Annotated in this window: 32 protein-coding genes; 13 read left to right on the top strand and 19 right to left on the bottom strand. The window is 52.2% G+C overall.

Translation table 11 applies throughout. The annotated features are described in order from the left end of the window. Window positions 1–138: 138 nt before the first annotated feature. From V9K95_RS07205 to V9K95_RS07195, 3 genes are all read right to left on the bottom strand, one after another. Window positions 139–606, bottom strand: coding sequence for an HPr kinase/phosphorylase (locus V9K95_RS07205; protein ID WP_336440317.1), 468 nt, complete (start codon window positions 604–606; stop codon window positions 139–141). Between the two features lie 4 nt (window positions 607–610). Next, window positions 611–2,398 carry a sensor histidine kinase gene (locus tag V9K95_RS07200; protein WP_115054522.1) on the bottom strand — a complete coding sequence of 596 codons (1,788 nt, stop codon included), beginning with the start codon at window positions 2,396–2,398 and terminating at the stop codon, window positions 611–613. 109 nt (window positions 2,399–2,507) lie between these two features. After that, entirely contained in the window at window positions 2,508–3,227 is a 720-nt protein-coding gene (locus tag V9K95_RS07195; protein ID WP_162802600.1) for a response regulator transcription factor, read from the bottom strand. Between the two features lie 311 nt (window positions 3,228–3,538). On the opposite strand from V9K95_RS07195, the gene V9K95_RS07190 reads away from it, so the two are divergent. From V9K95_RS07190 to V9K95_RS07175, 4 genes are all read left to right on the top strand, one after another. Further along, window positions 3,539–5,149: a phosphoenolpyruvate carboxykinase gene (locus V9K95_RS07190; RefSeq protein WP_336440496.1), complete on the top strand. Its 1,611-nt coding sequence runs from the start codon at window positions 3,539–3,541 to the stop codon at window positions 5,147–5,149. Between the two features lie 92 nt (window positions 5,150–5,241). Then, window positions 5,242–5,679 carry an alternative ribosome rescue aminoacyl-tRNA hydrolase ArfB gene (gene arfB, locus V9K95_RS07185; RefSeq protein WP_336440318.1) on the top strand — a complete coding sequence of 146 codons (438 nt, stop codon included), beginning with the start codon at window positions 5,242–5,244 and terminating at the stop codon, window positions 5,677–5,679. Window positions 5,680–5,795: 116 nt separating this feature from the next. Then, window positions 5,796–6,254: a peptidoglycan-binding protein LysM gene (gene lysM / locus V9K95_RS07180; protein WP_336440319.1), complete on the top strand. Its 459-nt coding sequence runs from the start codon at window positions 5,796–5,798 to the stop codon at window positions 6,252–6,254. 66 nt (window positions 6,255–6,320) lie between these two features. Further along, window positions 6,321–6,935 carry an alpha-ketoglutarate-dependent dioxygenase AlkB family protein gene (locus V9K95_RS07175; RefSeq protein ID WP_307281533.1) on the top strand — a complete coding sequence of 205 codons (615 nt, stop codon included), beginning with the start codon at window positions 6,321–6,323 and terminating at the stop codon, window positions 6,933–6,935. Here the strand turns inward: V9K95_RS07175 and coaA are convergent. Genes coaA through hisB form a run of 7 tightly spaced genes read right to left on the bottom strand, consistent with a single transcriptional unit; the run spans window position 6,922 to window position 11,550 of the window. Next, complete coding sequence (gene coaA / locus V9K95_RS07170; protein ID WP_307281530.1) at window positions 6,922–7,935, bottom strand: type I pantothenate kinase; 1,014 nt, start codon at window positions 7,933–7,935, stop codon at window positions 6,922–6,924. The genes V9K95_RS07175 and coaA overlap by 14 nt on opposite strands. A 2-nt stretch (window positions 7,936–7,937) precedes the next feature. After that, window positions 7,938–8,261 carry a phosphoribosyl-ATP diphosphatase gene (locus V9K95_RS07165; protein WP_336440320.1) on the bottom strand — a complete coding sequence of 108 codons (324 nt, stop codon included), beginning with the start codon at window positions 8,259–8,261 and terminating at the stop codon, window positions 7,938–7,940. Between the two features lie 13 nt (window positions 8,262–8,274). Next, entirely contained in the window at window positions 8,275–9,060 is a 786-nt protein-coding gene (gene hisF / locus V9K95_RS07160) for an imidazole glycerol phosphate synthase subunit HisF (protein ID WP_115054517.1), read from the bottom strand. Beyond that, a complete protein-coding gene (gene hisA / locus V9K95_RS07155) occupies window positions 9,057–9,800 on the bottom strand; it encodes a 1-(5-phosphoribosyl)-5-[(5-phosphoribosylamino)methylideneamino]imidazole-4-carboxamide isomerase (RefSeq protein ID WP_336440321.1) in 744 nt (247 codons plus the stop codon). Before hisA ends, hisF begins: the two co-directional genes overlap by 4 nt. After that, window positions 9,797–10,447 (bottom strand): imidazole glycerol phosphate synthase subunit HisH, encoded by a 651-nt coding sequence (gene hisH / locus V9K95_RS07150; protein ID WP_307281523.1) that lies wholly within the window; start codon window positions 10,445–10,447, stop codon window positions 9,797–9,799. Before hisH ends, hisA begins: the two co-directional genes overlap by 4 nt. 2 nt (window positions 10,448–10,449) lie before the next feature. After that, window positions 10,450–10,938 (bottom strand): DUF2628 domain-containing protein, encoded by a 489-nt coding sequence (locus V9K95_RS07145; RefSeq protein WP_115054514.1) that lies wholly within the window; start codon window positions 10,936–10,938, stop codon window positions 10,450–10,452. Between the two features lie 3 nt (window positions 10,939–10,941). After that, complete coding sequence (gene hisB, locus V9K95_RS07140; protein WP_115054513.1) at window positions 10,942–11,550, bottom strand: imidazoleglycerol-phosphate dehydratase HisB; 609 nt, start codon at window positions 11,548–11,550, stop codon at window positions 10,942–10,944. A gap of 194 nt (window positions 11,551–11,744) precedes the next feature. Here hisB and hslV point away from each other — a divergent pair, with 194 nt between their 5' ends. The 5 genes from hslV (at window position 11,745) to V9K95_RS07115 (ending at window position 15,697) form a co-directional block, all read left to right on the top strand. Continuing rightward, a complete protein-coding gene (gene hslV, locus V9K95_RS07135; protein ID WP_336440322.1) occupies window positions 11,745–12,299 on the top strand; it encodes an ATP-dependent protease subunit HslV in 555 nt (184 codons plus the stop codon). Next, window positions 12,289–12,849, top strand: coding sequence for a GNAT family N-acetyltransferase (locus V9K95_RS07130; RefSeq protein ID WP_336440323.1), 561 nt, complete (start codon window positions 12,289–12,291; stop codon window positions 12,847–12,849). The genes hslV and V9K95_RS07130 overlap by 11 nt, the downstream gene beginning before the upstream one ends. Beyond that, window positions 12,846–14,147 (top strand): ATP-dependent protease ATPase subunit HslU, encoded by a 1,302-nt coding sequence (hslU, locus tag V9K95_RS07125; RefSeq protein ID WP_115054510.1) that lies wholly within the window; start codon window positions 12,846–12,848, stop codon window positions 14,145–14,147. The genes V9K95_RS07130 and hslU overlap by 4 nt, the downstream gene beginning before the upstream one ends. Before the next feature lie 79 nt (window positions 14,148–14,226). After that, a complete protein-coding gene (locus V9K95_RS07120; protein ID WP_307281511.1) occupies window positions 14,227–14,640 on the top strand; it encodes a lysozyme inhibitor LprI family protein in 414 nt (137 codons plus the stop codon). Window positions 14,641–14,728: 88 nt separating this feature from the next. Continuing rightward, window positions 14,729–15,697, top strand: coding sequence for a DUF1402 family protein (locus V9K95_RS07115; RefSeq protein WP_115054792.1), 969 nt, complete (start codon window positions 14,729–14,731; stop codon window positions 15,695–15,697). A gap of 29 nt (window positions 15,698–15,726) precedes the next feature. Here the strand turns inward: V9K95_RS07115 and V9K95_RS07110 are convergent, their stop codons facing one another. The 4 genes from V9K95_RS07110 to V9K95_RS07095 are packed head-to-tail and all read right to left on the bottom strand — an operon-like array spanning window position 15,727 to window position 18,452. Then, window positions 15,727–16,098, bottom strand: coding sequence for a helix-turn-helix domain-containing protein (locus V9K95_RS07110; protein ID WP_115054508.1), 372 nt, complete (start codon window positions 16,096–16,098; stop codon window positions 15,727–15,729). Beyond that, window positions 16,095–16,640, bottom strand: coding sequence for a Smr/MutS family protein (locus V9K95_RS07105; protein ID WP_336440324.1), 546 nt, complete (start codon window positions 16,638–16,640; stop codon window positions 16,095–16,097). Before V9K95_RS07105 ends, V9K95_RS07110 begins: the two co-directional genes overlap by 4 nt. Then, window positions 16,637–17,737: a murein transglycosylase A gene (gene mltA, locus V9K95_RS07100; protein ID WP_336440325.1), complete on the bottom strand. Its 1,101-nt coding sequence runs from the start codon at window positions 17,735–17,737 to the stop codon at window positions 16,637–16,639. Before mltA ends, V9K95_RS07105 begins: the two co-directional genes overlap by 4 nt. A 19-nt stretch (window positions 17,738–17,756) precedes the next feature. After that, the gene (locus V9K95_RS07095) at window positions 17,757–18,452 is read right to left on the bottom strand and encodes a Tim44/TimA family putative adaptor protein (RefSeq protein ID WP_336440326.1); all 696 of its coding nucleotides are present in this window, start codon (window positions 18,450–18,452) and stop codon (window positions 17,757–17,759) included. Window positions 18,453–18,629: 177 nt separating this feature from the next. Between V9K95_RS07095 and V9K95_RS07090 the strand changes: the two genes are divergently transcribed. Together V9K95_RS07090 and secB are read left to right on the top strand one after the other, a co-directional pair. After that, complete coding sequence (locus V9K95_RS07090) at window positions 18,630–19,112, top strand: FxsA family protein (RefSeq protein WP_115054504.1); 483 nt, start codon at window positions 18,630–18,632, stop codon at window positions 19,110–19,112. A 129-nt stretch (window positions 19,113–19,241) separates the two neighbouring features. Continuing rightward, a complete protein-coding gene (gene secB, locus V9K95_RS07085; RefSeq protein WP_008127318.1) occupies window positions 19,242–19,727 on the top strand; it encodes a protein-export chaperone SecB in 486 nt (161 codons plus the stop codon). Between the two features lie 44 nt (window positions 19,728–19,771). Here secB and dnaQ read toward each other — a convergent pair whose 3' ends face one another. From dnaQ to V9K95_RS07060, 5 genes are all read right to left on the bottom strand, one after another. Then, complete coding sequence (gene dnaQ / locus V9K95_RS07080) at window positions 19,772–20,479, bottom strand: DNA polymerase III subunit epsilon (protein ID WP_336440327.1); 708 nt, start codon at window positions 20,477–20,479, stop codon at window positions 19,772–19,774. A gap of 67 nt (window positions 20,480–20,546) precedes the next feature. Beyond that, window positions 20,547–21,140 carry a dephospho-CoA kinase gene (coaE, locus tag V9K95_RS07075; RefSeq protein ID WP_336440328.1) on the bottom strand — a complete coding sequence of 198 codons (594 nt, stop codon included), beginning with the start codon at window positions 21,138–21,140 and terminating at the stop codon, window positions 20,547–20,549. Beyond that, window positions 21,137–21,973 carry a shikimate dehydrogenase gene (locus V9K95_RS07070; protein WP_336440329.1) on the bottom strand — a complete coding sequence of 279 codons (837 nt, stop codon included), beginning with the start codon at window positions 21,971–21,973 and terminating at the stop codon, window positions 21,137–21,139. The genes coaE and V9K95_RS07070 overlap by 4 nt, the downstream gene beginning before the upstream one ends. Next, the gene (locus V9K95_RS07065; protein WP_370878745.1) at window positions 21,966–22,559 is read right to left on the bottom strand and encodes a Maf-like protein; all 594 of its coding nucleotides are present in this window, start codon (window positions 22,557–22,559) and stop codon (window positions 21,966–21,968) included. Before V9K95_RS07065 ends, V9K95_RS07070 begins: the two co-directional genes overlap by 8 nt. Window positions 22,560–22,583: 24 nt before the next feature. After that, entirely contained in the window at window positions 22,584–23,405 is an 822-nt protein-coding gene (locus V9K95_RS07060) for a pyruvate, water dikinase regulatory protein (RefSeq protein WP_307281482.1), read from the bottom strand. A 416-nt stretch (window positions 23,406–23,821) separates the two neighbouring features. On the opposite strand from V9K95_RS07060, the gene hemE reads away from it, so the two are divergent. Continuing rightward, entirely contained in the window at window positions 23,822–24,850 is a 1,029-nt protein-coding gene (hemE, locus tag V9K95_RS07055) for a uroporphyrinogen decarboxylase (RefSeq protein WP_336440330.1), read from the top strand. 64 nt (window positions 24,851–24,914) lie between these two features. Continuing rightward, window positions 24,915–25,391: a protoporphyrinogen oxidase HemJ gene (gene hemJ, locus V9K95_RS07050; protein ID WP_336440497.1), complete on the top strand. Its 477-nt coding sequence runs from the start codon at window positions 24,915–24,917 to the stop codon at window positions 25,389–25,391. Window positions 25,392–25,510 lie beyond the last annotated feature (119 nt).

Here is a 25,510-nt window from a genome sequence, read left to right as displayed (position 1 = left end):
GCCCGTTCAAGAGTAGGCTTTTTCTGCGCTCTAAAATGCCCCGTTTGGCAGGTGTCGCATTCTGGCAGGACGAATCACGAAGGCAAGCAGAAAATGTCATCCACATGGCAGTCAGTCACTTTATCGCAGGATAACTCGTTAACCCGCTGAATCCACCAGCTTATTTTTCCACTCTGGCTTGAATAACCATGCTTCAACCGAACGGCAGGCGGATTCAACTTCACCCGCAGGTAGGTCCAAATCCGCAATTGCGACACCTTGCAGTTGTATATGGGTGTTTTCATGTAATCGCACAACCTGCGCGGGCTCGACCAGACGTACCATAAGGTGAATCACCGCGTGCGGTTCATAGGCAAATGCGTGCAGTCCTGAGCCGCGCACTTCCATTCCACCGCGTAGCGTATCGGGAGGCGAGCAAATCAATCGTCCGGAAACGGCTCGCACCAGACATTGATCATCACTGACCAATGTTGCATAGCGGCCCTCGGCAAAGGCTCTTTGCAAAAGAGCATGGGCGAGAGACGATTTGCCGGAACCCGAAGCCCCGATAATTATGATACCCCGATCACCAATCACGACAGCAGTGGCATGAATCAGTTCGGACATCCGATTATGCCTCGACCGGCAAAATGGCTATGAACCGTGCGCCAAGGTAATTTTCCGGATTTTTCGGATCAATGATATTTTCGGCATTCAACGTGCCGCCATGGGCTTCGATGATCTGGCGGCTGATCGAAAGACCAAGTCCTGAGTTTTGTCCAAAGGCCTCACCCGCTGGTCGATCCGTATAGAAGCGCTCAAAAATGCGGTCTATCTGCTCGACGCGAATACCGGGGCCATTGTCTTCAACCAGGATGCGGATTCGGTCGCCCAAATGCTGGAGCGTGACTGTGATGACGCCATTTTCAATGGGAACAAACGAGCGGGCATTTTCAATAAGATTTGAGACCACCTGCCCAAGCCGCAAATCATGGCCAACGACAAAAAACCCTTTTCGGTTATTTGGCAGCTTGTCCACGACGAACTCGATACGTGTATCTTTCTTGTTCCGCCGAACCTCGCGCGCGGCTACCACCAGATTGCCCAACAGGAATTTGAGATCCACATGCTCGGAATCTTCACGGGCAAGTTCTGCATCAAGCCGTGATGCATCGGAAATGTCCGTGATCAAGCGATCAAGACGGCGCACGTCGTGCTGAATGACATCCATCAACCGTTTGCGGGAATCATCATTCTTGGCCAATGGCAAGGTTTCAACAGCACTACGCAGGGATGTGAGCGGATTCTTCAACTCGTGGCTGACATCGGCAGCAAAGCTTTCGATGGATTCAATTCGCGCGTAGAGCGCATTTGTCATGTCACGAATTGAGGTCGAAAGATGCCCGATTTCATCCTGTCTTTCGGAAAAATCCGGGATTTCCTCGCGATTTTTCACACCATGGCGAACGCGATCCGCGGCCGCAGCAAGCCGACGCAACGGATTGGCAATTGTCGAAGCCAGAAACAGGGAAAGAATGGCCATGACCAGCGCTGCAACCGTGAATACACGGATAATTGCATAGCGTTCACCTTGGACGATCTTATCAATGTCACCGCCTTCGGTCGACAGGAGCAAAACACCGAGCACAGCACGAAAACGCTGGATCGGTACGGCAACCGATACGATCTGCTCGCCTTTTTCCGTCATGCGCACGACAGTTGCCGGTTGTCCCGTCAGGGCTTTAACGATTTCCGGATAGGACGAGCCATTACCGCCGGGCAATTCCTGGTAGATCGGCAAATCGCTTCGACGCAAAAGCCGTGTCATGCGATTGGTAAGACGCTCGAAAAAACTGGGCTCTTCCCCATCAATGGGTGGGAGGTCATAACGGAGCACCTGCCCGCGTGAATAAAGATGACGAGAATCGAGCAGGAGATTCGAATCCCGGTCATAAATGCGAGCACGGGTGCGTGTGGGAGAAATCAGCCGGCGCAGGACAGGAGCCACGCGTTCGGGATTGATGGGAAAATCGAGATTATCGAGAACGTCAGGGGAAGGCGTGATGCTTTGCCCTGCCTGGAGCTCCAGCAGTTTTTCCGGATCAATCGCAATGGAATTTGTATCCACAGTGGCCGATGAGGCAATTGCACCAGCGATGATCTCGCCCTGCGTCATCAAGCTTTCGACGCGTGCATCAATCAACCCGTCGCGAAATTGATTGAGATACATGATGCCGGAGAGCAGCACGGCCAAACCTGCGAGATTCAGGAAAAGAATGCGCCGTGTCAGACTTGAGAAGAGATAATTTCCAAAGACGCGATTGAGCGGCTTGAACAGCCGACGCAAGGCAACCGAGCGCTTCCGGCGCATGACGGCGCTCTTGCGCGTAATATTGCCGCCTCGCAGTTCGGCTACCATCTTTGCCTCAAAACATCAGGAACGGGTTGTCTCATCGCACTCATATCACGTTGAGACAACCGAATTTTACAGCCGATTGGTCGGCTTTGAAAGCAGGCTTGCCCGCAAATCAGGTTTCGCGGAAGCGATAACCAACGCCATAAAGCGTTTCAATCATATCGAAGTCGTCGTCAACGACCTTGAACTTCTTGCGCAGGCGCTTGATGTGACTATCGATTGTACGGTCGTCAACATAGACCTGCTCATCATAAGCAGCATCCATCAAAGCATCGCGGCTTTTTACAACGCCGGGGCGCTGCGCCAAGGAATGCAGAATGAGGAATTCGGTGACTGTCAGGGTTACCGGCTCACCCATCCATGTGCAGGTATGGCGCTCCTGATCCATGACCAATTGGCCACGCTCAAGCGACTTGGCCTGTACGCTGCCTGGCTTGGCGGTATTTTCACGTGCGGCGACCCGGCGCAAAACTGCCTTCACACGCTCGACGAGCAGGCGTTGTGAAAACGGCTTGGTGATAAAATCATCCGCGCCCATCTTCAAACCGAACAGCTCATCGATCTCATCGTCTTTCGATGTGAGAAAGATAACGGGCAGATCCGATTTCTGACGAAGGCGGCGCAAAAGTTCCATGCCATCCATGCGCGGCATCTTGATATCGAAGATCGCGAGGTTGGGTGGACGTGCAGTCAGGCCATCCAATGCCGAAGCACCATCTGTATAGGTCTCTACGCGATAGCCTTCCGACTCCAGTGCGATGGATACGGATGTCAGAATGTTGCGATCGTCATCAACGAGCGCAATAGTCTGCATTGCGGGTACTTCCCTCATGCCCTGCCTTCCTGTGTGCTACAAACCTGTGCGCTTGTGCCGGACAAATTAGGTACAAAATGTGGCACAGATCGCAAACCTTGTCATCCAATCACTTTTACAGGTGTTTTTTGCAGGTAAATAAGGCGGGCGTTCTCCTTCGCAACTAAACCGATTTAAAAAAAATTAAAATCTTTAAATCGATTAAACGTTTGAAACTATTTGATTTTTCTGCTTTTGACCAATTCATGTCGCATTTTACATTGAACATGTAGAGTGAGATTAACCAAAAGTTTGACCCATGCACCTTCTTAAACAATGGCGGACAGATGATTAGAGAGATCGGCATCCACAACGCGGCAATCGCGCTCGGCAACTCAGGTTTAAAGGGCGTTTCGGCGGCCTATTATAATCTTGGAACTGCTGAACTCTATGAGGAAACATTGCGCCGCGGCGAAGCTGTCTTGACGGCGCAAGGCGCACTCGTCGCCCGCACCGGCCAGCATACGGGCCGCTCTCCCAAGGACAAATTCGTCGTTCGCGATGCCTCCACGGAGGGTAATGTCTGGTGGGACAACAATTCGGCAATGTCGCCTGAGGCGTTCGAATTGCTTTATGCGGACTTCATGGAGCAGGCAAAGGGCAAGGAACTCTTTGTTCAGGATCTCGTCGGCGGCGCTGACGAAGATTACAAGCTTAATACGCGCGTGATCACCGAGTTTGCTTGGCACTCCCTGTTTATCCGCAATCTTCTCATTCGTCCGGAACGCGAGGCTTTGGCCGATTTTGTTCCGCAAATGACCATTATTGATCTGCCCTCTTTCCGCGCTGACCCGGCGCGGCATGGCACGCGGACAGAGACGGTCATCGCCGTCGACCTCAATCGACTTATCGTTCTGATCGGCGGCTCGGCCTATGCCGGTGAAATGAAAAAGTCAGTCTTCACGGCGCTCAACTATATTCTACCGGGTAAAGGCGTCATGCCTATGCATTGCTCTGCCAATGAAGGTCCTGATGGCGACACCGCCGTATTCTTTGGCCTTTCCGGCACCGGCAAGACAACACTTTCGGCTGACCCCACCCGCACCCTGATTGGCGATGACGAGCACGGCTGGGGTGAGCACGGCGTTTTCAACTTCGAAGGTGGCTGCTACGCCAAGACCATTCGCCTCTCCGCGGAAGCCGAACCGGAAATTTTCGCAACGACACAGCGTTTTGGCACTGTTCTGGAAAATGTCGTTCTGGACAACAAGCGTCAGCCCGACTTCAATGATGGTTCGTTGACGGAGAACACGCGCTGCGCCTATCCGCTCGATTTCATTCCCAATGCATCGAAAACCGGCAAGGCGAGCCATCCAAAGAATATCATCATGCTTACAGCCGATGCTTTTGGCGTCATGCCGCCAATTGCCAAGCTGACACCCGCCCAGGCAATGTATCATTTCCTTTCCGGATACACCGCCAAGGTTGCGGGCACCGAGCGTGGCGTTACCGAGCCGGAGGCGACATTCTCTACCTGCTTCGGTGCGCCATTCATGCCTCGGCATCCTTCGGAATATGGCAATTTGCTCCGTCAACTGATCGCTGACCACAATGTTGATTGTTGGCTGGTAAATACCGGTTGGACAGGCGGTGCCTATGGCGTTGGCAAGCGCATGCCGATCAAAGCAACGCGCGCACTTTTGTCCGCCGCTCTAGACGGCTCACTAAAAAGCGCTGAATTCCGTACAGACCCGAATTTTGGTTTTGCGGTGCCTGTTTCTGTAAATGGCGTTGACAATGCGATCCTCGATCCGCGCTCAACATGGGCAGACAAGGCGGGTTATGATGCGCAAGCGAACAAACTTGTCGCCATGTTCATCCGTAACTTCGACAAGTTCGAAAGCCATGTAGACAGCGATATTAAAGCCGCTGCCCCACACACGCCGGTTGCAGCGGAGTAAGGGTAGCGGTCCCATATTTGAAGGCCCCGCTCACCATGCGGGGCTTTTTTATGGTTCTTCCAGAGAATCAAAGTTTAGGCTACCAATTTGTCATGGAAGAAAGCCGTAGCCGCATAAAGATCAACAACCGAATCTGGATCGACGAGAGCGATCTGGAAGAGAATTTTATTCGCTCGGCAGGTCCCGGTGGGCAGAATGTCAATAAGGTCTCCACCGCCGTTCAACTGCGCTTCTATGCTGTGAAAGCAGGTTTGCCGGAGGAAGTTCTGGCAAGGCTTATCGCGCTGGCTGGTCAGCGGGCAACCAAAGACGGCGAGATTCTGATTGAAGCAAATCGCTTTCGTACACAGGAACGCAACCGTCAGGATGCGCGCGAGCGCATGGTGGCGCTGATTGCGAAAGCTGCTGAACCACCACCGCCGCCGCGCAGAAAAACCCGCCCGACAAAAGGATCGATAGAACGGCGGCTTAAAGAAAAATCGGGCCGTTCCGGGGTTAAAAAGATGCGCGGGAAGGTTCAAGGCGATTGATGGGATCAATTGGCTCATTACCGCGTTATGGTTCGGGTTCAAATCATCCTTTCCAAAGCAGGTATGAAATGTCACAACAATGCCTGTCGATTTGAACAATCAACAAGGAGCCAGTTATGGGACTATTTGATTTCGTAAAATCCGTAGGCAAGAAAATCGGTATTGGCGATGAAGAGCCTAGCGCCGAAGATCTGAAGAAGGAACTCGATTCCCACAAGCTCGGTACCGAAAACGTTGAAGTGGCAATCGAAGGTGACAAGGCAGTGCTCAAGGGCAATGTCACCAATCAGGAAATTCTGGAAAAGGCGATTATTGCGGTCGGCAATTCGCTGGGCGTTTCCAAGGTGGATACGGGCGGCCTGACGGTTGACCAAACCACAACCGGTTCCGTGGTAAAGGAACCTGTGTTCTATACGGTGAAGAAGGGCGATAATCTTTGGAAAATCGCCGAGTCCCAATATGGCAAGGGCAAGGGTGCCAAGAGCACCCTGATTTTCGAGGCCAACAAGCCTATGCTCAGCCATCCGGACAAGATTTATCCAGGCCAGGTGCTGCGTATTCCTGAACTTGGCTGAGTAAAGCTTCATGAACCCACAAACCCGGTGCATGGCGCCGGGTTTGTTTTTTGAGGTCGCAGGTCAATGATATTGCTCGCGCCGGGCATCCGCTACTTTCCTGATTATTTCACCCAACAGCAGCAGACCGCGCTGCTGGAAGAAATCCGGACCGTAGTAGCGGCAGCGCCGCTTTATGTTCCGGCAATGCCGAGAACCGGCAAGGAAATGAGCGTGCGCATGACCAATTGCGGCTCACTGGGCTGGGTTACTGACAAAGAATTTGGCTATCGTTATCAGCCGACACATCCCGTCACGCAGCAACCTTGGCCCGCGATACCACAATCGCTAGTCGAGCTTTGGCTCAGCGTTGGCGATTATCCGCAGCCTGCTGAGGCCTGTTTGATCAATTTCTATTCCGAAACAGCAAAAATGGGACTTCATCAGGATCGCGATGAGCAGAATCTTGAGGCACCCGTTGTCTCGGTTTCCTTGGGGGACACGTGCCTTTTCCGTTTTGGTGGAACGAACCGGAACGACAGGACGCAATCCATCAAGCTTTCAAGTGGCGATGTTGTTGTGCTGGGCGATGAAGGCCGATTGGCATTTCATGGGGTAGATCGTATTTATCCCGGAACCTCTACTTTGCTGAAAAGCACAGGCCGGATTAATCTGACACTCAGGCGCGTTACAGCTTCCTGAGCGCCACCTCTTCCACAAGGTGATTATCGCCCTTGCGCAGGATAAGGTCCGCACGGGGCCTCGTCGGCAGGATGTTTTCACGCAGGTTTTTCAGGTTGATATTTGCCCAGAGGCTTTCGCCAATTGCCCTGGCGGAATCATCGGAGATTGTCGAATAGCGATGGAAGAATGAGCTTGGGTCCTTGAACGCTGTCTCACGCAAGCGCATGAAGCGATCAATGTACCATTTGTGAATTTGCTCTTCATCCGCATCAATATAGATCGAAAAATCGAAGAAATCCGAGACAAACGGCACCATCTTGCCGTCTTCCGGCAAGTCACGCACCTGCAGCACGTTAATGCCCTCGAAAATCAGGATGTCTGGCGCATCGACAGTCTGAAATTGCCCCGGCAATACGTCATAAGTTAAATGGGAATAGAGCGGCGCATTGACGTTGCGCTGGCCTGCCTTGATCTGCGAGAGGAACCGCAGCACCATGCCGACATCATAGCTCTCCGGAAATCCCTTGCGTTCCATCAGGCCTTTGGTCCGCAAAACATCATTGGGATAAAGAAAGCCATCCGTCGTCACGAGATCAACTTTCGGGCTTGAGGGCCAGCGCGCCAGCAGCTCTTTCAATACACGCGCCGTGGTCGATTTACCCACCGCAACCGATCCCGCAACACCAATGATGAAGGGAGTCTTGAATGCGTCACCCGTATTGAGAAACTGGCGGCGCTGGTAGAACAGTAATTGACTGGCCTCGACATGGGCCGAAAGCAGACGCGAGAGCGAGAGATAGATCCGGCTCACCTCATCAAGATCAATCGGATCGTTCAATGAACGCAGGCGCTTGATTTCTTCATTGGTGAGAGTAATTGGCGTATCGGCGCGAAACTCAGCCCAGCGTTCTGCACTGAAGAAGTGGTACGGAGAAAATTCGCTGGGTGCCAATTGATCCACGACGTCGCCCTCCACAGCTATGATCGCCTGCCTGCCGCTTGCCGGGCCCGTGAACATGGTCAGCCCTGCCCCCGCGCAGCTTTCTCCTCAAGTCCGGTCTGTCTTGTCCGATGTTCCAGCTCTTGCAGAACCTCATCGAGCTTGACGCCGGAAATTCCCAGGACGACCAGCAAATGATAGAGCAAATCCGCGCTCTCGGAAACAACGCCTTCCCTGTCGCCGGAAACTGCCGCAATGACTGTCTCGACGGCTTCCTCGCCAAGCTTCTGGCTGGCCTTGCCAATGCCTTTGGCATAAAGGCTAGCGGTATAAGACTGGATATCCGTGGAGCTGGCGCGCGTTGCAACGATACGTTCCAGATCCGCCAAGGTGAATGCAGTCATCAAAATTCTCCAGTCAACGAACGGGGTCCAGCCGCATCGGGATTCCCGCAGCGGCCATATGCGCCTTCGCTTCCGCAATCGTATAGGTTCCGAAATGGAAAATGGATGCAGCGAGCACCGCTGATGCATGGCCTTCCCTGATGCCCTCAACCAAGTGATCGAGATTGCCCACGCCACCAGACGCTATGACAGGGACACGCACGGCATCAGCGATGGCACGCGTAACAGGGAGGTCGTAGCCGATCTTCGAGCCATCGCGGTCCATGGAGGTCAGCAGAATCTCGCCTGCCCCCAGATCGACGACCTTGCGGGCAAATTCGACGGCATCAATGCCCGTTGCATTGCGGCCGCCATGGGTGAAAATTTCCCAGCGATCCACTTCGTTGCCGGTTGATACTTTTTTGGCATCTATGGCGACCACGATGCACTGATTGCCGAATTTGTCCGCGGCCTCGGCGATAAAGTCGGGATTTACCACCGCAGCCGTATTTATCGATACCTTGTCGGCTCCTGCCAGCAACAATTTGCGGATATCGGCTACGGTCCGAACACCGCCCCCAACTGTCAGCGGCATGAAACATTGCTCCGCAGTGCGGGCAACAACGTCGAAGATCGTCTCGCGATTGTCCGACGACGCCGTAATATCAAGGAAGCAAAGTTCATCTGCACCTGCGGCATCATAGGCTTTTGCCGCCTCGACAGGATCACCGGCATCAATAAGATCAACGAAATTGACGCCTTTTACGACGCGTCCATCTTTCACATCCAGACAGGGAATAACGCGCGCTTTCAAGGTCATGCTGCGCGCTCCCGTGCCTGGCGAAGTACATTCAACGCTTCTTCAGGATCAATGCGACCATCATAAAGAGCGCGACCTGAAATAGCGCCCTCAAGCCTGCGAGCATCCGGCATGGTCATGCGAACAATATCGGCAATCGAGGCGAGACCACCTGACGCAATGACCGGGATGGAAACGGCTTCTGCAAGCTGCAATGTCGATTCCCAGTTAATACCGGCGAGAATGCCATCCCGGTCTATATCCGTATAGATAATCGCGGCGACGCCAGCGCCCTCGAACTTTTTCGCAAGCTCGATGACGCCAAGTGTTGATGCCTCTGCCCAGCCCTCGACAGCAACTTTGCCGCCTTTGGCATCAATGCCGACAGCCACTTTGCCCGGGAAATGTTTACAGGCTTCGACAACAAGTTCCGGATCACGCACAGCAACTGTCCCCAGAATGACACGGGACAGGCCCTTTGCCAGCCAAGCTTCAATATGATCAAGGGTTCGGATACCGCCACCGAGTTGCACGGGATTTTTCGTCGCCTTGAGAATTGCTTCTACAGCCGCGCCATTGACGGACTCCCCGGCAAAAGCGCCGTTAAGATCCACCACATGCAGCCATTCAAAACCCTGATCTTCAAATGCCTTCGCCTGCGCGCCTGGATCGGTATTGTAAACCGTTGCCTGATCCATATCGCCAAGCCTCAAGCGGACGCATGCTCCGTCCTTCAGATCAACCGCCGGAAAAAGGATCATGGGTTCCACCTCAAGAAATTGCCTATAAGCGCAAGGCCAAGGGCTTGGCTCTTTTCCGGATGAAACTGTGTTCCAGCCATATTGTCGTTGGCAACTGCCGCGGTCACTGGTCCACCATAATCGGTAATAGCAAGAACATCATTTTCTATCTCCGCATCGAGGAAATAGGAATGGACGAAATAGGCATGCAGCCCCTTCGGTCCGGTTTCGATACCGTCGAACAGCGGATGCGGCCGGGTCAAACGAATGGTATTCCAGCCGATCTGCGGGATTTTCAAGTCCTGGTCGGACGGCACCATTTCGCGGACATCGCCCTTGATCCAGTCAAAGCCGGTCGAAATGGTCTTTTCGAGGCCACGTGACGACATTAATTGCATGCCGACACAAATGCCGAGGAAGGGTCGCGCTTTTTCAACGGCTGCCTCATGAATGGCCTCGACCATGCCCTCTACCGCGTGGAGCCCGCGACGGCAATCAGCATAGGCGCCAACGCCGGGAAGCACGATGCGATCGGCCGTGCGCACACGTTCCGCATCCGATGTCAGATCAATGGTCGCATTGATCCCATTTTCATGCGCCGCACGTTCAAAGGCCTTCGTGGCCGAGCGCAAATTGCCCGAACCATAGTCAATAATCGCAACGCGCATGTTCAGTTCTCTCCGCGATGGCTTACAAGCCCGACCATTCCATCAAGCGCTGGCGCCGTGCTTGAACGATAGGCCGGCAGGTCGGTCTTTGGCGCCGGTTCGCTCAACGGCTCGGCCATAAAATCAGGTCCATGGAAATAAGCGATTTCTGCGTCAGCCGCAGTTTCTGCATCAATGACGGCACGCTGCTCGAAACCATTGCGTTCAAGCTTTGCATAACGCCAGCGGCGCGCCTCCAGCCCAACGAACAGGGAAAGAAGCGCAGTGATGAGAGTCGCCAGACCTGCATGGTCCGTATAGTTTCCAACCAGCGAGATGATTATTGTTGCCACAAACACCAATGCGGCCTCAAACCACAGGCGTTGCAGCACGAGCCACGGCACGGGGAAAATGAACCCAAGCCATGCAAATCCGTCACGGATGAAAACCGTGCGGTCATCATCCCGTTGACCGTTACGTAACTGCGGCGTCAGTACAACAAAGCTGGCCATAACTCAGCCTTTCAGACTGCCCTTCGTTGAAGGAATAGCATCCTTCTGGCGCGGGTCGGTTTCTATTGCGTGCCGTAACGTACGGGCCACGGCCTTGAAGCAGGTCTCGGCAATATGGTGATTGTTTTCGCCGTAAAGATTGGCGACATGCAATGTAATGCCGGCATTTTGCGCCAGAGCATGGAAGAATTCTCGCACCAGTTCCGTATCAAACGTGCCGATCTTAGGTGCCGAGAATTTTACGTGCCAGACAAGATAGGGCCGCCCAGAGACATCCAGCGCCGCGCGCGTCAATGTTTCATCCATGGCCAGATCGAGCGAAGCATAACGATTAATGCCACGGCGCTCACCCAGAGCCTTGGCGATGGCTTGGCCGATAGCAATGCCGGTGTCCTCAACGGTATGATGATCATCGATATGCAGATCGCCATTGGCCTTGATATCCATGTCTATCAGGGAATGCCGCGACAATTGCTCCAGCATATGGTCAAAGAAACCGACACCGGTTGCAATATTGAATGCACCGGTTCCGTCCAGATTGACCGAAACGGCAATGCTGGTTTCCTTGGTTGTCCGCTCTACCTTCGCTTCACGCGTGCTGACGCTTGTCATGCCTCTATCCCGCTTGGAGAAATACCTTTAATTGTGGCCTTCTAAAACACGAATGCCGAATCTCCAAATGCTTTGATGGCTTAGGGTTATAGACTCATTTGCATTTCCGTAGCGGCATCATACATAAGTGGAACAGAAGGGGTTCGCTGCACTGCTTTGATTAGGGTACAGGCGAACGCGCTTAAGGAGTTAATATGCAAGAACACAACCCCTCCACCATGTATGGAACCACCATCGTAACTGTCCGCAAGGACGGTAAGGTGGTGATCGCCGGCGACGGACAAGTCAGCCTCGGCAATACTGTTATGAAAGGCAATGCCCGCAAGGTACGCCGTATCGGCAAGGGCAATGTCATTGCCGGTTTTGCCGGTGCTACAGCAGATGCCTTCACATTGCTTGAACGGCTCGAATCCAAACTTGAACAATATCCTGATCAGTTGATGCGCGCATGTGTCGAACTTGCCAAGGATTGGCGTACAGACCGGTATTTGCGCCGCCTCGAAGCCATGATGCTGGTCGCCGACAAATCGGTTACGCTCGCGCTTACCGGTAATGGCGATGTGCTCGAGCCTGAGTATGGCGTAATGGCCATTGGTTCTGGTGGCAATTTTGCCCTGGCAGCAGCAAAGGCATTGATCGATACGGACAGGAGCGCAGAAGAAATCGCCCGCCGTTCCATGCAGATTGCAGCTGATATCTGCATTTACACAAATACAAGTGTAACGCTTGAGTCGCTTGATGCCGCCTGAACTAGAATCCGGACAGAAGTTTCGTTACCGCTTCATCCCGGTTGAACCACGCCATCTGAATATGATTTCGCAATGGCTGGCAGAACCGCATGTGGCACAGTGGTGGAACGAAGATCCTGAAAAGGAATTGGCCGACATCGCGGACCATATGGATAGTATTTCGGTTGAGCCATTCATAATCATGCTTGGTGACGAGCCTATCGGCTATCTCCAGACCTATGATCCACATCTTGAGGATGATCATCCTTACCAGGATCAGCCGAGCGGAACACTTGGGATCGACCTGATGATTGGTGAGCCGGACCTTATCGGCCAAGGGCATGGTGCACGGCTGATCGATGAATTCGTATCGCTCCTGTTCGAAGAAGGGGTGCCACGCGTGATCGTCGATCCGGACCCGGCCAATAAGCGGGCAATCAGGGTCTATGAAAAGGCTGGCTTTGCGGCATTTGATACGAGGACGTCAATTTATGGTCCCGCCCTTATGATGGCACGGGATAATTTGGAAATTTGGCCCGAAGACGGGCAGGAAGAAACGAGAATCCAATGACAACATTTTCTCCAAGAGAAATCGTCTCCGAACTTGATCGTTATATTATCGGCCAGAATGACGCAAAACGTGCCGTTGCTATTGCGTTACGTAACCGTTGGCGTCGCCAGCAGCTGGAAGGCCAGATGCGCGAAGAGGTCATGCCCAAGAACATTTTGATGATCGGACCGACTGGCGTCGGCAAAACGGAAATCTCACGTCGTCTCGCCAAGCTTGCGGGCGCGCCGTTCATCAAGGTTGAAGCAACCAAGTTTACCGAAGTCGGCTATGTGGGCCGTGACGTTGAACAGATTATTCGTGATCTGGTCGAGGTTTCCATCGGGCTTGTACGCGAGAAAAAGCGTGAAGATGTGAAGGCCAAGGCCCATGTCAATGCGGAAGAGCGTGTACTTGACGCACTGGTCGGCAAGACCGCCAGCCCTGCAACCCGTGACAGCTTCCGCAAGAAACTGCGGGATGGCCTGATCGACGACAAGGAAATCGAAGTCGAGATTGCCGACTCCGGCTCGCCAAGCTTTGAACTACCCGGCATGCCCGGTGCAAATATCGGCGTCCTCAATCTCAGCGACATGCTTGGCAAAGCTATGGGCGGACGCACCAAGACGGTCAAAACCACCGTCAAGGAGTCCTATGGTGTCTTGATCAATGACGAGTCGGATAAACTTCTCGATCAGGATCAGATCACACAGGAAGCGCTACGGTCCGCCGAGAATGACGGCATCGTCTTCCTTGACGAAATCGACAAGATTGCAGCGCGTGACGGCGGAATGGGTGCAGGCGTATCGCGTGAAGGCGTGCAGCGCGATCTGTTGCCGCTCGTGGAAGGAACGACGGTCGCGACCAAATATGGTCCGATCAAGACCGATCACATCCTGTTCATCGCGTCAGGGGCGTTCCATGTGTCCAAGCCTTCCGATCTGTTGCCGGAATTGCAAGGCCGCTTGCCCATCCGTGTCGAGCTTAGCGCCCTTACACGCGATGACATGCGCCGCATCCTGACGGAGCCGGAAGCAAGCCTGCTCAAGCAATATATTGCGTTGATGGCGACTGAAGAGGTCAAACTCGATATTACCGATGATGCAATTGATGCATTGGCCGATATTGCCGTTGATCTCAATTCGACCATCGAGAATATCGGAGCACGGCGTCTGCAGACGGTTATGGAGCGCGTGCTGGATGAGATTTCGTTCAATGCGCCGGACAAATCCGGAGCTGAGTACACGGTCGATGCCAAATATGTGCGCGAGACTATCGGCGACATGGCTAAAAACGCTGATCTTTCGCGTTTCATTCTCTAGCATTGCAAATAAGGGAAATCGCGATGGAAAACCATCGCGATTTCTTATTTAATGGGCGAGTCGCAACAGGAGATATCCCATGCGTTTCTTGCAATCCGTTCTGACGCTCATCATACTTTTCACGACCGTGCCTGCTGCCCTTTCGGCTGAATCCTGTGACAAGCCTAATAGCAGCCAAGCGGATCTCAACGAATGTTACAGCAATACCTATAAGCACTCAGACACCCAGTTGAATGCGCTTTACAGACAGATTACTGCTCGCCTGAAAGACGATGCGCAAACAACGAAACTGCTTGTGACTGCTCAAAAGGCTTGGGTTGCCTTTCGTGATGCAGAGTGCAATTTTTCAACATCGGGAAGTGCAGATGGCAGCGTATACCCCATGATGCAGTCCATATGTCTGAACGGTTTGACTGCATCACGCATCGAAGATCTGAAATCCTATTTGAAGTGCGAGGAAGGCGACATGAGTTGCCCAGTCCCCGCACAGTGAACTGACTTGATATCCAGATTGAGGTTTTTCTGGCTTTCGTCTGAACAAGCCGCTATTGCGGGCTTCTGACTGGATTTCTGGATCGATGATGAAACGAACCCTTTGCCTTTTTGCAACCAGCTGTTTTTTGCTGTTTTCCGTAACTGCCCAATCCGCATTGGCCGTAACCATGGTTCCGGAGGGCAATCGCAATGCAAGTCAGCCTGGCGTGCCAGCCGCTTCCGCCAAACGGACGCGCGAGATGAACACCACCTATGAGGCCAAATATCAAAAAATTTACGGCCTGCTGAAGAGCGACACGAAGCTGCGATCAAAAATTGCCAGCGTTTCCAGAACCTATGGCATTGATCCCGTTCATGTTGCCGGCGCCTTGGTCGGTGAACACACCTACAATGTCGATGCCTATGACAGGTTGCAGACCTATTACGTCAAGGCGGTTTCATATCTGAAACAAGGCCTCAGCTTTGACTATAAGGGAGAAACCATTGGTGATTTTGTCAAGCGACCCCAGTTTGCTGAATGCAATAAGTTTAAGGACAGCCTGCGCCTTTGGTCATGCCGGGAGAATGTCTGGGATACTACTTTTCGCGGGAATAATGTCGGCGGGATCAGCTACCCGAACAATCGCCTGAGCGCGGTTTTCTTCCAGCCATTCTATGCCGGCCAGAGTTTCGGCTTAGGCCAGCTCAGCCCGCTTGTCGCATTGCAAATGACGGACATGGTCAACCGCTATTCGGGATTGCCGCGTCTTGATGCGGATAATGCCAGTGAAGTTTACAAGACAATCATGGATCCTGACCTGACGTTGCCCTATATGGCGGCAACATTGAAACACTCGATCGATGTGTATAGGCGGGTTGCGGATCTCGATATATCCAAGAATCCCGGTTTGACAGCGACACTTTATAATACAGGCGGCGCGGATGCGCGCGCTCGGGCTCTGGCAAATATCAACGCACAACGTGTTGCCAATGGCGAACCGCTGCAAATGCCGGAAGAAAACTATTATGGTTGGCTGGTCAATGAGAAGGCTGATCAGCTTAAGGCGCTTTTCTAAAGCATTTCAAGCAAACAGGCGCAGGCAAGCTAGCGTTTGCGTCTGGGGGGCAGCAGTTTCAACTTGCCAATGAACAACTGCGTCGTTTCCTGATCCATATCCTCAATCCGCATGGCAAGCAGATTTGCAAGCTCAGTTACAGACGGCGAAAGCCCACCCGTATCGATCGTTACACGGGGTTGCGAAATCAGAGCCAGTCTCTGCAATTCCTCCGCCTCATCCCAGATAATATTGAAATACTGAATGATGCGCTGGAGCTTGTCCCATGTCGGTTGGCCACGACGCCCATGTTCAAGCGCCGAAAGATAGGCCGCTGAAACGCCTATGGCTTTCGCCATGTCCTTTTGCGAGACGCCGCGTTCCTGGCGCAAATCCCGCAACCTTTGACCAAAGGGGGTCATGATGCCTCGCGCCGCAAACGGACATAAATCGCTCCGGTCCCGCCATGATTGCGCGCAGCATCCTCATAGCCATTGACCAGAATGCGAAAAGCCGGAGTTGTAAACCATAAAGGCACGGCTTGGCGAAGCACACCATCACTTCCGAAAGATGATCCTTTGCCCGTGATGACAAGCACATGACGTAGTTTCCGCAAATGAGCACGTTGCAGGAAACCGAGCAGCAAACCATAGGCCTCGCTTTGCGTCAGCCCGTGAAGATCAATGCGACCTTCTATGACCACGCGGCCCTTGGCGATTTTCTTATGGGTAGGTTTGTCGAGTGGATGGAGCAGATGAGGCCTGGGTGCCGGTTTTGCAGGAAATACGGGTGCCTGTTGTTTTGGCCTTTCGGGAGCAGAAGGTTGCTGTTCCGTATTGTCAGCTTCATCCGCCAAGAAAATCGGCTTATCCTTACCCTTGAGAGGGCGCGCTGTCTTGGCAACCGTTTCCCAAAGTATCCGGTCTTCAAGCGTGGCAAATTCTGGTGTTGCCTTTTTTTTCATTGGCTTGAACCCAACAGGCAACGCGGCACCAGTACATAGAAATCTGCATTGTGCCGAATAACACCAGCTATCTCGCCAGCCTCATCACCGGAACCTGCGAAAAGATCGCCGCGGGCGGGTCCGACAATTGCCGATCCGGTATCCTGCGCGATCATAAGACGGGAAAAACTTTTACCTCCAAATGCGTCCAAGTCGGGAGCATGAATATAAAATGGCGTGCCGAATGTATGGAGAAGCCGGTCAACAGCCATGGAACGGCCACCCATGAGCGGCACCTTTGCCGCTGCAATTGGCCCGAGATCTCTCTCAACAACCGGGGCTTCCCGGAAAAAAATGTAAGAGTGGTTGTTCCACAAGAGTGCCTGCGCCTGTTCCGGATTATCCGCGAGCCATTTGCGGATCGACTGCATCGAAATATTTTCGGGTTCGATTTCGCCGCGATCCAGCAATATCTTGCCGACGCCCGTGAAACGATGTCCGGACTTTGCCGCATAGGTTATACGGCGCAGACTGCCATCAAGCATCTTAAGCCGTGCGGCACCTTGAACATGGATAAAGAACGCATCGATAATACTGTTCACGAAAGCGATTTCGAGCCCTTGCCCCTCAAGGGCACCGCTTTCGATCGCCTGGCGATCGAAATATTCGACAGGTCCATCCCGGGTCTGCCGGGCAAAAGCAAAATAGGGATCAAGCCCGGCGGGACGGTTGTCATCATCTATATCGATCAGATCGGCAGGCCGCCTGAGAAATGGAACGGGATATTCCCGGGTGCGGATCGGGGATGCAATAACTTCCGGTTCGTAAAACCCGGTAACAAAACCGCTTGCCGAACTGTCAGGTTTTATAAAAGCGGGCCGGAACCATCTGGCGAAAAATTGGCGGGCTTGCGCGTCTGTTTCGACAATTGTTTCACGTGAATCAGCAAAAATTGGCTTAAGCGCTTCAAATGAAATGCCAAGCGATCCTGATTTATAGGGCTTTTCCAGAACATGGTGGGCTGAGCGCCGAAAGGCTTTGAACGCCTCGAGCTGATTATCCTCCTCCCAACCGGGGCAATTATTAAAGTCCACCGGTTGCAACAGGGGCGATAACATATTCTCTGATCTCAAAAGGTCAGTCTTCGGCTTCGGTGGCCACAAGCTTCCAGTTCGGATCCCTGGATTTCGTGTCACGGGCAAAGGTCCACACATCCTTCACTTCAACAACGGCTTCCTTATCGCCATCAATGACCGCGTCATCCTTGTCCAGCGTCGCCGAGATAAGCTCGCTAATGATGCGAACAGTGACGTGGGATTCATTACCTTTCATCTCGGCGCCAATAATCTCGGCCTTATTGATACCGACGAAGGATGACTGAACCTTCTCCCCGCGCGACTCGCGGTCGGTGATAGCTGAGACAAAGCCGTCAAAGACTTCTCTCGACAGCAAGGATTTCAAGGTTTTGCGATCACCATCGGCGAACGACATAACAATCATTTCATAAGCCATCTTTGAACCATCAAGGAATTTTTCCGGTTCGAATGTGGGGTCAGCAGCTTGAATTGCGCGCAAACCATCGTTCAACGGCGTCCCCGGCTTTGCCAGACTATCGATTTTCTCGAAATCATTCGCTTTGGCTTCACCGCGCCTGGGCAATGCAACAACATTGTCACCGGGCTTCGCCTTGTCGTCTGCTTCCGAGGTTCGCGTATAGGGATTGAAAGGCGGACGTTCGCTTCCGGTGCGGCGGCCAAGGACTTTGCGCAACTGGAGAAAGATCACCACAGCCGCTACGAAGAAAAAGATTGTTCCAAAGTCCAGATATTCCATATCGCTTGCCACTCATCCAGATGTTCGTTTCCGCTTTCGATCTTTCGTCGAAATATCAAAAACATATAGATTGCCAATTGCAATCATACAAATACTCTTCACGCTTACCTATATAGGCATGAAATTGACATGAGCTATCCATAATAGCCGGATATGTCCTTTGAAAGGTAAAATAGTTTGCGATCTCTTATTCCTCTGTTCCTGCTGGCGCTGCCATTTCTGGAAATAGCCGGCTTCATCCTCGTTGGAAACGAGATTGGTGTTCTGGCAACGCTCGGCCTGATTATTCTGGCAATGTTTGTCGGTGTATTCCTGTTGCGCTTGCAAGGCTTTGGCCTGATCCAGAAAATACGCGAGGAAACGGCTGCAGGACGCTCTCCAAAACGAGAGCTTGTCCATGGCGTGATGCTATTTTTTGCTGCGCTGCTGCTGATAATTCCCGGTTTCATCACGGACATTATTGGTTTGCTGTTGTTCATTCCAGCTGTGCGGGATCTGGGTTGGCGCTGCATCAGTGACAGAGTCGTGGTGGTGAATTCCGGTAGCCGGCGGCCAACTGGCACACGGCAAACACGGATCAAGGAAAATGTCATTGATCTCAACCCGGAAGATTATACCAGCAAGCCTGATCCCGAATCCCCTTGGAAGGCTGATAAGTAAGGTTTGCCCGATATATGGAACGATAGGATTAGAGCGGGCAGCTTGCCTCGCCAAACAACACATGCTAGCCAGCCACCATTGATTTTCTAGACCGCTACGGCGGATGCAACATTAAAAGGTTTCCAGACAATGGCTGATGAAAACGCAGAGAACGGCAATGGCAACGGTACTGTCCAGCCACAGACCCTGAATATCCTGGCGCAATATGTGAAGGATCTTTCCTTCGAAAGCCCTGGCTCGCCGCTGTCGCTGCGCCCGCGTGACAAGGCTCCTGGCATCAGCATCAATGTCAACGTGAATGCCAATCCTATTGCCGAGAATGATTTTGACGTTGTTCTGACCCTTTCCGCCAAGGCTGCGGAAGGCAAGGAAGTTCTGTTCAACGCAGAATTGGTTTATGGCGGCGTGTTCCGGCTTGAGGGCTTTCCTCAAGAGCACCTTCTGCCATTGCTTTTCATTGAATGCCCTCGCCTGCTGTTTCCTTTTGCACGCCAGATCATCGCTGAAGCCACCCGCAATGGCGGTTTCCCTCCACTCATGATCGACCCGATTGATTTCGCGCAAATGTTCCAGCAGCGCATGGCTGAGGAACAGGCCAAGGCCAAAGTCAGCTAAATCTGACAGGATGAGTTATTAAACCCGGGCTGGTCCCGGGTTTTTTATTGCGCTTCTATGCGCTCGTTCCAGATGGCTTTTTCGCCAAGTTTGGCCACAAGGGCGGCATGCGCAAGCTTTTCTGCTTCGCTCAACCGTGACGGCAAAGCCACCTTGCGTTGCATGATAATGATCGCGGCGCTTTCCCCTGCCTCATTCCGGTTTTTTGTCTGGTCGGAGACTGTCAGACCCAGCGCCGTTTGTTTGCCGCCAATAAGCTCAATGTAAACTTCGGCCAGCAACTGAGAATCCAGAAGCGCACCGTGCATGGTGCGATGGCTATTATCGATGCCGTAACGCCGGCACAAAGCATCAAGCGAGTTTGGCCCCATAGGGTGCTTGCGACGCGCCAGCGCCAGCGTATCGACAACGCGATCATTGTGGATTGGTGGATGTCCCAACCGGTTCAGCTCGGCGTTGATGAATCCCATATCGAAGGTCGCGTTGTGCGCGATCAACTTTGCGCCGTCGATGAAATCGAGAAAATCCTGAAGAATTCCGGCAAATAAGGGCTTATCGAGCAATTGTTCATTGCTGATTCCATGAACCGCCAGCGCTTCTGGATTAACCGCTCTTCCTTCAGGATTGATATAAACGTGAAATGTGCGCCCTGTCGGAAATCGGTTAACAAGCTCTACGCCGCCGATTTCGATGATGCGATCATCCAGCCGGTCGAGACCTGTCGTTTCCGTATCAAATATAATTTCGCGCATGGAATCACCTTTGGCCTAAATTCCACGACTTTCTCAACTCTTGCAAGGCTGTGATGTCACAGGGTGGTCAGTCCGCAGACATATCCACCAATGAGTGTATGATTTGTTGAACATGCTCACGCACTGCTACAAGCCCCTGACTTGTATCAATGATAAAGTCGGCGCGGTTGCGCTTTTCAGCGTCCGGTACTTGCCTGGCGAGTATGGCCTCGAGTTTATCCTCCGTCATGCCTTCGCGGGCAAGCACTCTTTCCCGCTGTACTTCTTTGGGCGCGGTAACAACCAAAACCTTATCCACCCGCTTTTCGGCTCCAGTCTCAAAAAGCAAAGGAATATCCAGAAGGACAAGTTTGGCTCCGCTATTTTCTGAGTCCTGCCGAAATCTGTTCTCTTCGGTGCGAACAAGCGGATGAACGATCTCCTCCAGCCGTTGCAATGCCTCCGGCTTACCCATAACGGCTGCCGATAATTTTACGCGGTCAACCTCGCCATCGCTTGTCGTGCCAGGAAAATCCTGTTCGATCAGAGGAGCGGCCTTTCCACTGTAAAGCCGGTGCACAGTTTCATCGGCCGAATAGACAGGAACTCCTGCATCCAGAAACATCTGGGCAGTCGTGGATTTTCCCATACCGATTGATCCGGTTAGACCAAGGACGATCATGGTTTCTGGCCGCCATTCATGTCGGCGAGGATAACGTTACGCAACTCCGCAGTCACCTCTGGTCGAACACCAAACCAATGTTCAAATCCTGGCACCGCCTGATGTAAAAGCATGCCGAGACCATCAACTGTCTTTAATCCAGCCATATGGGCAGCCTTTAGCAATGGCGTTTCAAGCGGGACATAAACAATGTCCGTTACCAGCGCATCGCGCCTTACATCAAAAAGATCGATTGACAGGCTCTCCTTGCCTTCCATTCCCAACGATGTTGTATTCACGATGAGGGAGACATCCTGCAGCAGTTCCGGCACGGCAATCCATTCATGCGCGCTGATCCCTGAGCCAAATCGATCGGCCAATTCTTCAGCCCTTGTCAGAGTCCGGTTGACGATTCGGATATCTGTCAGTCCACGTTGTTTAAGAGCGTAAATAATTGCCCGGCTAGCTCCTCCGGCCCCAAGTACCAATGCAGTTTTGTGTTTATCCCATCCGGGACTACTGGCATCGAGATTTGCGAGAAACCCGTAGGCATCGGTATTACCGCCGCAAAGTTGTCCGCCTTCAAACCATAATGTATTGACTGCACCGATCTCTTCGGCTGCGGGTTCGCGTCTCTGACATAAAGCAAACGCCATTTCCTTATGCGGAATGGTGACATTGCCGCCGACATAATCATTGTCTTTTAAACTGTTGAGAAATGCAGGAAAGCTGTCCGGGGCTACTTCAATGGCTTCATATGAACCTGGAAGATTGAATTTTTTCAGCCAATGGCCGTGAATCAATGGCGACCGGGAGTGTTTGATCGGAAATCCGGTTACGAAAGCTTTACGCATCAATTGCTCCTTGCTTGCGCAGTTCCGCAAGCAGCGGCAGAAGCGGCAATCCTACAATAGTAAAGTAGTCGCCATCGACTCTCTCGAACAATTGCACCCCCTCGCCCTCGAACTGATAAGCGCCAACGCTTTGTAATGCCACGGACCCTACACGAGACAAATGCCGGCCAATGAACTCTGGTGTTAGATTGCGCAATGTCATCCGAGCCACTGACACATGCCTCCAAAGGGTCTGACCATCTTTGCAAAGCACCACAGCGCTATTGAGATGATGGGTCTGGCCGGAAAGCTTCAACAATTGGCGGCGGGCTGCCTCCATATCTTCCGGCTTATGCAAGACTTCGTCGCCAAGCGACAATGTTTGATCCGAACCAATAACCAGCGCCGATGAATTGCGTTCACTGACATCAAGTGCCTTTGCCTCTGCCAGTACCAAAGCAACATCTTCCGGTGTTGCGCCGCTATTATAGAGAGGAGCTTCGACTGCGCGTTCGTCAATGTTTGCTGATTGCGCCGTGAACTTCACCCCGGCATTTTTCAGCAACATTGCACGGAAAGGGCTTTTTGAGGCGAGTATAATGTCCATGTTTTTCTCTTGTGTCATGTTCAGCTACCGACCTTGCGCCCGTAGAGCGAGCACGGCGGCAGCTGTTTCTTCAATTGAACGCCTCGATACGTCGATCATTGGCCAATTGTGCCTGTGACAGATTTGGCGAGCATAGGTCAATTCCTCGATAATATTTGCCCTGTCGAGATAATGATCGGCATCAAAGCCTTGAGTGGCCCCAAGCACACGATGTTGGCGAACCTGGGAAATACGCTCCGCCGATGCGACCAGCCCCACAATCAGGGGCTTTTGTGAGTTCACAAGAGCATCAGGCACCGGTACGCCGACAACGATTGGCACATTGACCGTTTTTATGCCCCGATTGGCAAGATAGATGCTTGTAGGCGTTTTTGATGTGCGCGAAATACCGATCAGAATGACATCTGCTTCTTCAATATCTGGCGGCAACTGCCCGTCATCATGTTCCATCGTGAAGTTGAGTGCATCAATTCGCTGAAAATATTCAGCATTGAGCACATGCTGTGCGCCTACCCTGCGTCCAGCGGGAGCGCCGAGGTAAGATTGAAACAGCGTGAGCACGGGTTCGAGTACGGAAACGCAAGGCACGCCCAGTTCAGCGCAACTGTCATCAATCATCGCCGCAAGCCTTTGGTCGACAATCGTGTAAAGAACAATTCCGGGTTCCGCATCGATACCCTCAAGCACTTTGCGTATCTGTTTTTCCGTCCGAATGAGGGGATAAACATGCTCAATAGCCCGTGCATGGGCATATTGCGCTGATGCGGCCCGCCCCGCTGCGATGAGAGTCTCTCCGGTCGCATCAGAAATCATGTGAAGATGAAAGTAGTTAACCGGTTTCGTCACAGAAATTTCCATGTCCTGTTGATGAATGGGGACAAATAGGCAGAACTTTCCCAAGAGATGGCAGCCATGTGGATTGTTGGCAAGTCATCCACAATGAGCTCACCTGTGCGCAACATCGCCGTTGGCATTCGGATACTGTGGATTGTTGCGACTTTTCGTCTATTATTGGTCCATTATCCACAATGTATTCAGAACCAATATCATTGTAACAATTTGAAATTGTTTATAATTTTGTTTTTTCCCTGCTATCCTGCCATTAGGGTGTAATTGTTTGCTCTTGGAACAGCGCTGATTGTTTGCTGTGGGAAAATTCTGACAATGTGTTAATTCCCGCTACTAACAGACTCTAAGAATCAGAAAATCCAAAATAGATCTGAATTTCTTTTTTAAGAAAGGCCAGGGAGAGGGATCACCTAATGTCCGATCGCAAAGTGATGAAAGTCTTGAGAGGTGAAACTGTTTTTCCACCTCCGATCTGGATGATGCGACAAGCAGGTCGTTATCTTCCCGAATATAGGGAAGTCAGAAAGAACGCCGGGACGTTTCTCGACCTGTGCTATTCTCCCGATCTGGCAGTTGAAGTAACTTTGCAGCCAATTCGCCGTTTTGGTTTTGATGCGGCTATCCTGTTTTCAGATATTCTTGTTGTGCCTCATGCTCTTGGCCGGGACCTTCGTTTTGAAGAAGGGCGTGGCCCTTTGATGACGCCGATCGATAAGGATGGAATATTCTGGCTGGAATCTGCCGGTGCTGCAGACAGGCTGGAGCCGGTCTATGAGACGGTTCGTCTGCTGAGACAGCAATTGCCTGCTGAAACAACACTCCTCGGCTTCTGTGGGGCTCCCTGGACCGTAGCGACCTATATGATCGCGGGTCACGGCACGCCGGATCAGGCTCCGGCTCGGTTGTTCGCCTATCGGGAACCTGAAGCCTTCAGGAAGCTGCTTGATGAGCTTTCGGATGTTTCGGCAGAATATCTGATACGTCAGATTAATGCAGGTGCGGATGCGGTTCAAATCTTTGACAGCTGGTCAGGTGTGCTTGACGAGGCCTGCTTTGAGGAATTTTGCATAGCGCCAGTCGAAAAGATTGTCAGAAAGGTACGCGCTGTACATCCGAATGTTCCGATTATAGGCTTTCCAAAGGGAGCCGGGGCGCTCTACACCAATTATAGGCAGCGTACTGGTGTGACCGCGCTTGGACTGGATTGGACCGTACCGCTTTCAATGGCTTCATCATTGCAAGGCGATGGTGCAGTCCAGGGAAATCTTGATCCATTGCGCGTTGTTGCAGGCGGAAAAGCAATCGATGCCGGTGTGGATGCCATATTGGAGTCGCTGGGTCATGGACCGCTTATCTTTAATCTTGGCCATGGCATTACACCCGATGCACCTGTTTCCCACGTCGAACAAATGATTAATCGCGTACGCCTGACGCATAGATAGGGAGAGAGTTTTGACCAGTTCATCAGACACAAGCCAAAATGTCCCTGTTTTACCGCTCCTGATCATGGCGGCAGTGGCTATTGCAGCAGTTGGCCTGGTTTTAATCTATCCGGACAGAGCATATCTTTGGGTCAAGGCAATCCATGTCATTGCGGTCATATCGTGGATGGCGGGCATGCTCTATCTTCCACGTCTTTTCGTTTATCACTGCGCTGCTGAAACTGGCTCCGTTCAGTCTGAGACATTCAAACTGATGGAGAATCGACTTCTCAAAGCGATTATAAATCCAGCCATGGGACTGACATGGATTGCAGGCCTCTGGCTGGCCTGGCAAAGTCAGGCATATCTGGACGGCTGGTTTCACGTGAAGTTTCTGGCAGTCATTCTTCTATCCGGCGTACATGGCTTTTTCACAAAGGCGGTCCGGTTATTTGCAGAAGATCGGAATGAAAAATCTGCGCGTTTCTGGCGGTTGATGAATGAAGTACCTACATTGCTCATGATTGTTATTGTGATCATGGTCATTATTAGGCCATTTTGATTCATCATAAAAACAACAGTCTTATATCAATAGGACTCATGAAACCTCTTGCCCTTGGCTGGTCTATTAGCTAAATAGGGGCTCTTCCTACGGAAATACCGCCATAGCATCACCGGCCA

The sequence above is a fragment of the Phyllobacterium sp. CCNWLW183 genome (assembly GCF_037203775.1).
Classification (GTDB): Bacteria; Pseudomonadota; Alphaproteobacteria; order Rhizobiales; family Rhizobiaceae; genus Phyllobacterium; species Phyllobacterium ifriqiyense.
This window is presented reverse-complemented; position numbering and strand designations above follow the sequence as displayed.

Bases quoted from the DNA above. Each gene is read 5' to 3' on its own strand.
- V9K95_RS07205 (WP_336440317.1), bottom strand. From the start codon at position 606: ATGTCCGAACTGATTCATGCCACTGCTGTCGTGATTGGTGATCGGGGT.
- V9K95_RS07200 (WP_115054522.1), bottom strand. From the start codon at position 2,398: ATGGTAGCCGAACTGCGAGGCGGCAATATTACGCGCAAGAGCGCCGTC.
- V9K95_RS07195 (WP_162802600.1), bottom strand. From the start codon at position 3,227: ATGAGGGAAGTACCCGCAATGCAGACTATTGCGCTCGTTGATGACGAT.
- arfB (WP_336440318.1), top strand. From the start codon at position 5,242: ATGGAAGAAAGCCGTAGCCGCATAAAGATCAACAACCGAATCTGGATC.
- lysM (WP_336440319.1), top strand. From the start codon at position 5,796: ATGGGACTATTTGATTTCGTAAAATCCGTAGGCAAGAAAATCGGTATT.
- V9K95_RS07175 (WP_307281533.1), top strand. From the start codon at position 6,321: ATGATATTGCTCGCGCCGGGCATCCGCTACTTTCCTGATTATTTCACC.
- coaA (WP_307281530.1), bottom strand. From the start codon at position 7,935: ATGTTCACGGGCCCGGCAAGCGGCAGGCAGGCGATCATAGCTGTGGAG.
- V9K95_RS07165 (WP_336440320.1), bottom strand. From the start codon at position 8,261: ATGACTGCATTCACCTTGGCGGATCTGGAACGTATCGTTGCAACGCGC.
- hisF (WP_115054517.1), bottom strand. From the start codon at position 9,060: ATGACCTTGAAAGCGCGCGTTATTCCCTGTCTGGATGTGAAAGATGGA.
- hisA (WP_336440321.1), bottom strand. From the start codon at position 9,800: ATGATCCTTTTTCCGGCGGTTGATCTGAAGGACGGAGCATGCGTCCGC.
- hisH (WP_307281523.1), bottom strand. From the start codon at position 10,447: ATGCGCGTTGCGATTATTGACTATGGTTCGGGCAATTTGCGCTCGGCC.
- V9K95_RS07145 (WP_115054514.1), bottom strand. From the start codon at position 10,938: ATGGCCAGCTTTGTTGTACTGACGCCGCAGTTACGTAACGGTCAACGG.
- hisB (WP_115054513.1), bottom strand. From the start codon at position 11,550: ATGACAAGCGTCAGCACGCGTGAAGCGAAGGTAGAGCGGACAACCAAG.
- hslV (WP_336440322.1), top strand. From the start codon at position 11,745: ATGCAAGAACACAACCCCTCCACCATGTATGGAACCACCATCGTAACT.
- V9K95_RS07130 (WP_336440323.1), top strand. From the start codon at position 12,289: ATGCCGCCTGAACTAGAATCCGGACAGAAGTTTCGTTACCGCTTCATC.
- hslU (WP_115054510.1), top strand. From the start codon at position 12,846: ATGACAACATTTTCTCCAAGAGAAATCGTCTCCGAACTTGATCGTTAT.
- V9K95_RS07120 (WP_307281511.1), top strand. From the start codon at position 14,227: ATGCGTTTCTTGCAATCCGTTCTGACGCTCATCATACTTTTCACGACC.
- V9K95_RS07115 (WP_115054792.1), top strand. From the start codon at position 14,729: ATGAAACGAACCCTTTGCCTTTTTGCAACCAGCTGTTTTTTGCTGTTT.
- V9K95_RS07110 (WP_115054508.1), bottom strand. From the start codon at position 16,098: ATGACCCCCTTTGGTCAAAGGTTGCGGGATTTGCGCCAGGAACGCGGC.
- V9K95_RS07105 (WP_336440324.1), bottom strand. From the start codon at position 16,640: ATGAAAAAAAAGGCAACACCAGAATTTGCCACGCTTGAAGACCGGATA.
- mltA (WP_336440325.1), bottom strand. From the start codon at position 17,737: ATGTTATCGCCCCTGTTGCAACCGGTGGACTTTAATAATTGCCCCGGT.
- V9K95_RS07095 (WP_336440326.1), bottom strand. From the start codon at position 18,452: ATGGAATATCTGGACTTTGGAACAATCTTTTTCTTCGTAGCGGCTGTG.
- secB (WP_008127318.1), top strand. From the start codon at position 19,242: ATGGCTGATGAAAACGCAGAGAACGGCAATGGCAACGGTACTGTCCAG.
- dnaQ (WP_336440327.1), bottom strand. From the start codon at position 20,479: ATGCGCGAAATTATATTTGATACGGAAACGACAGGTCTCGACCGGCTG.
- coaE (WP_336440328.1), bottom strand. From the start codon at position 21,140: ATGATCGTCCTTGGTCTAACCGGATCAATCGGTATGGGAAAATCCACG.
- V9K95_RS07070 (WP_336440329.1), bottom strand. From the start codon at position 21,973: ATGCGTAAAGCTTTCGTAACCGGATTTCCGATCAAACACTCCCGGTCG.
- V9K95_RS07065 (WP_370878745.1), bottom strand. From the start codon at position 22,559: ATGGACATTATACTCGCCTCAAAAAGCCCTTTCCGTGCAATGTTGCTG.
- hemE (WP_336440330.1), top strand. From the start codon at position 23,822: ATGTCCGATCGCAAAGTGATGAAAGTCTTGAGAGGTGAAACTGTTTTT.
- hemJ (WP_336440497.1), top strand. From the start codon at position 24,915: ATGGCGGCAGTGGCTATTGCAGCAGTTGGCCTGGTTTTAATCTATCCG.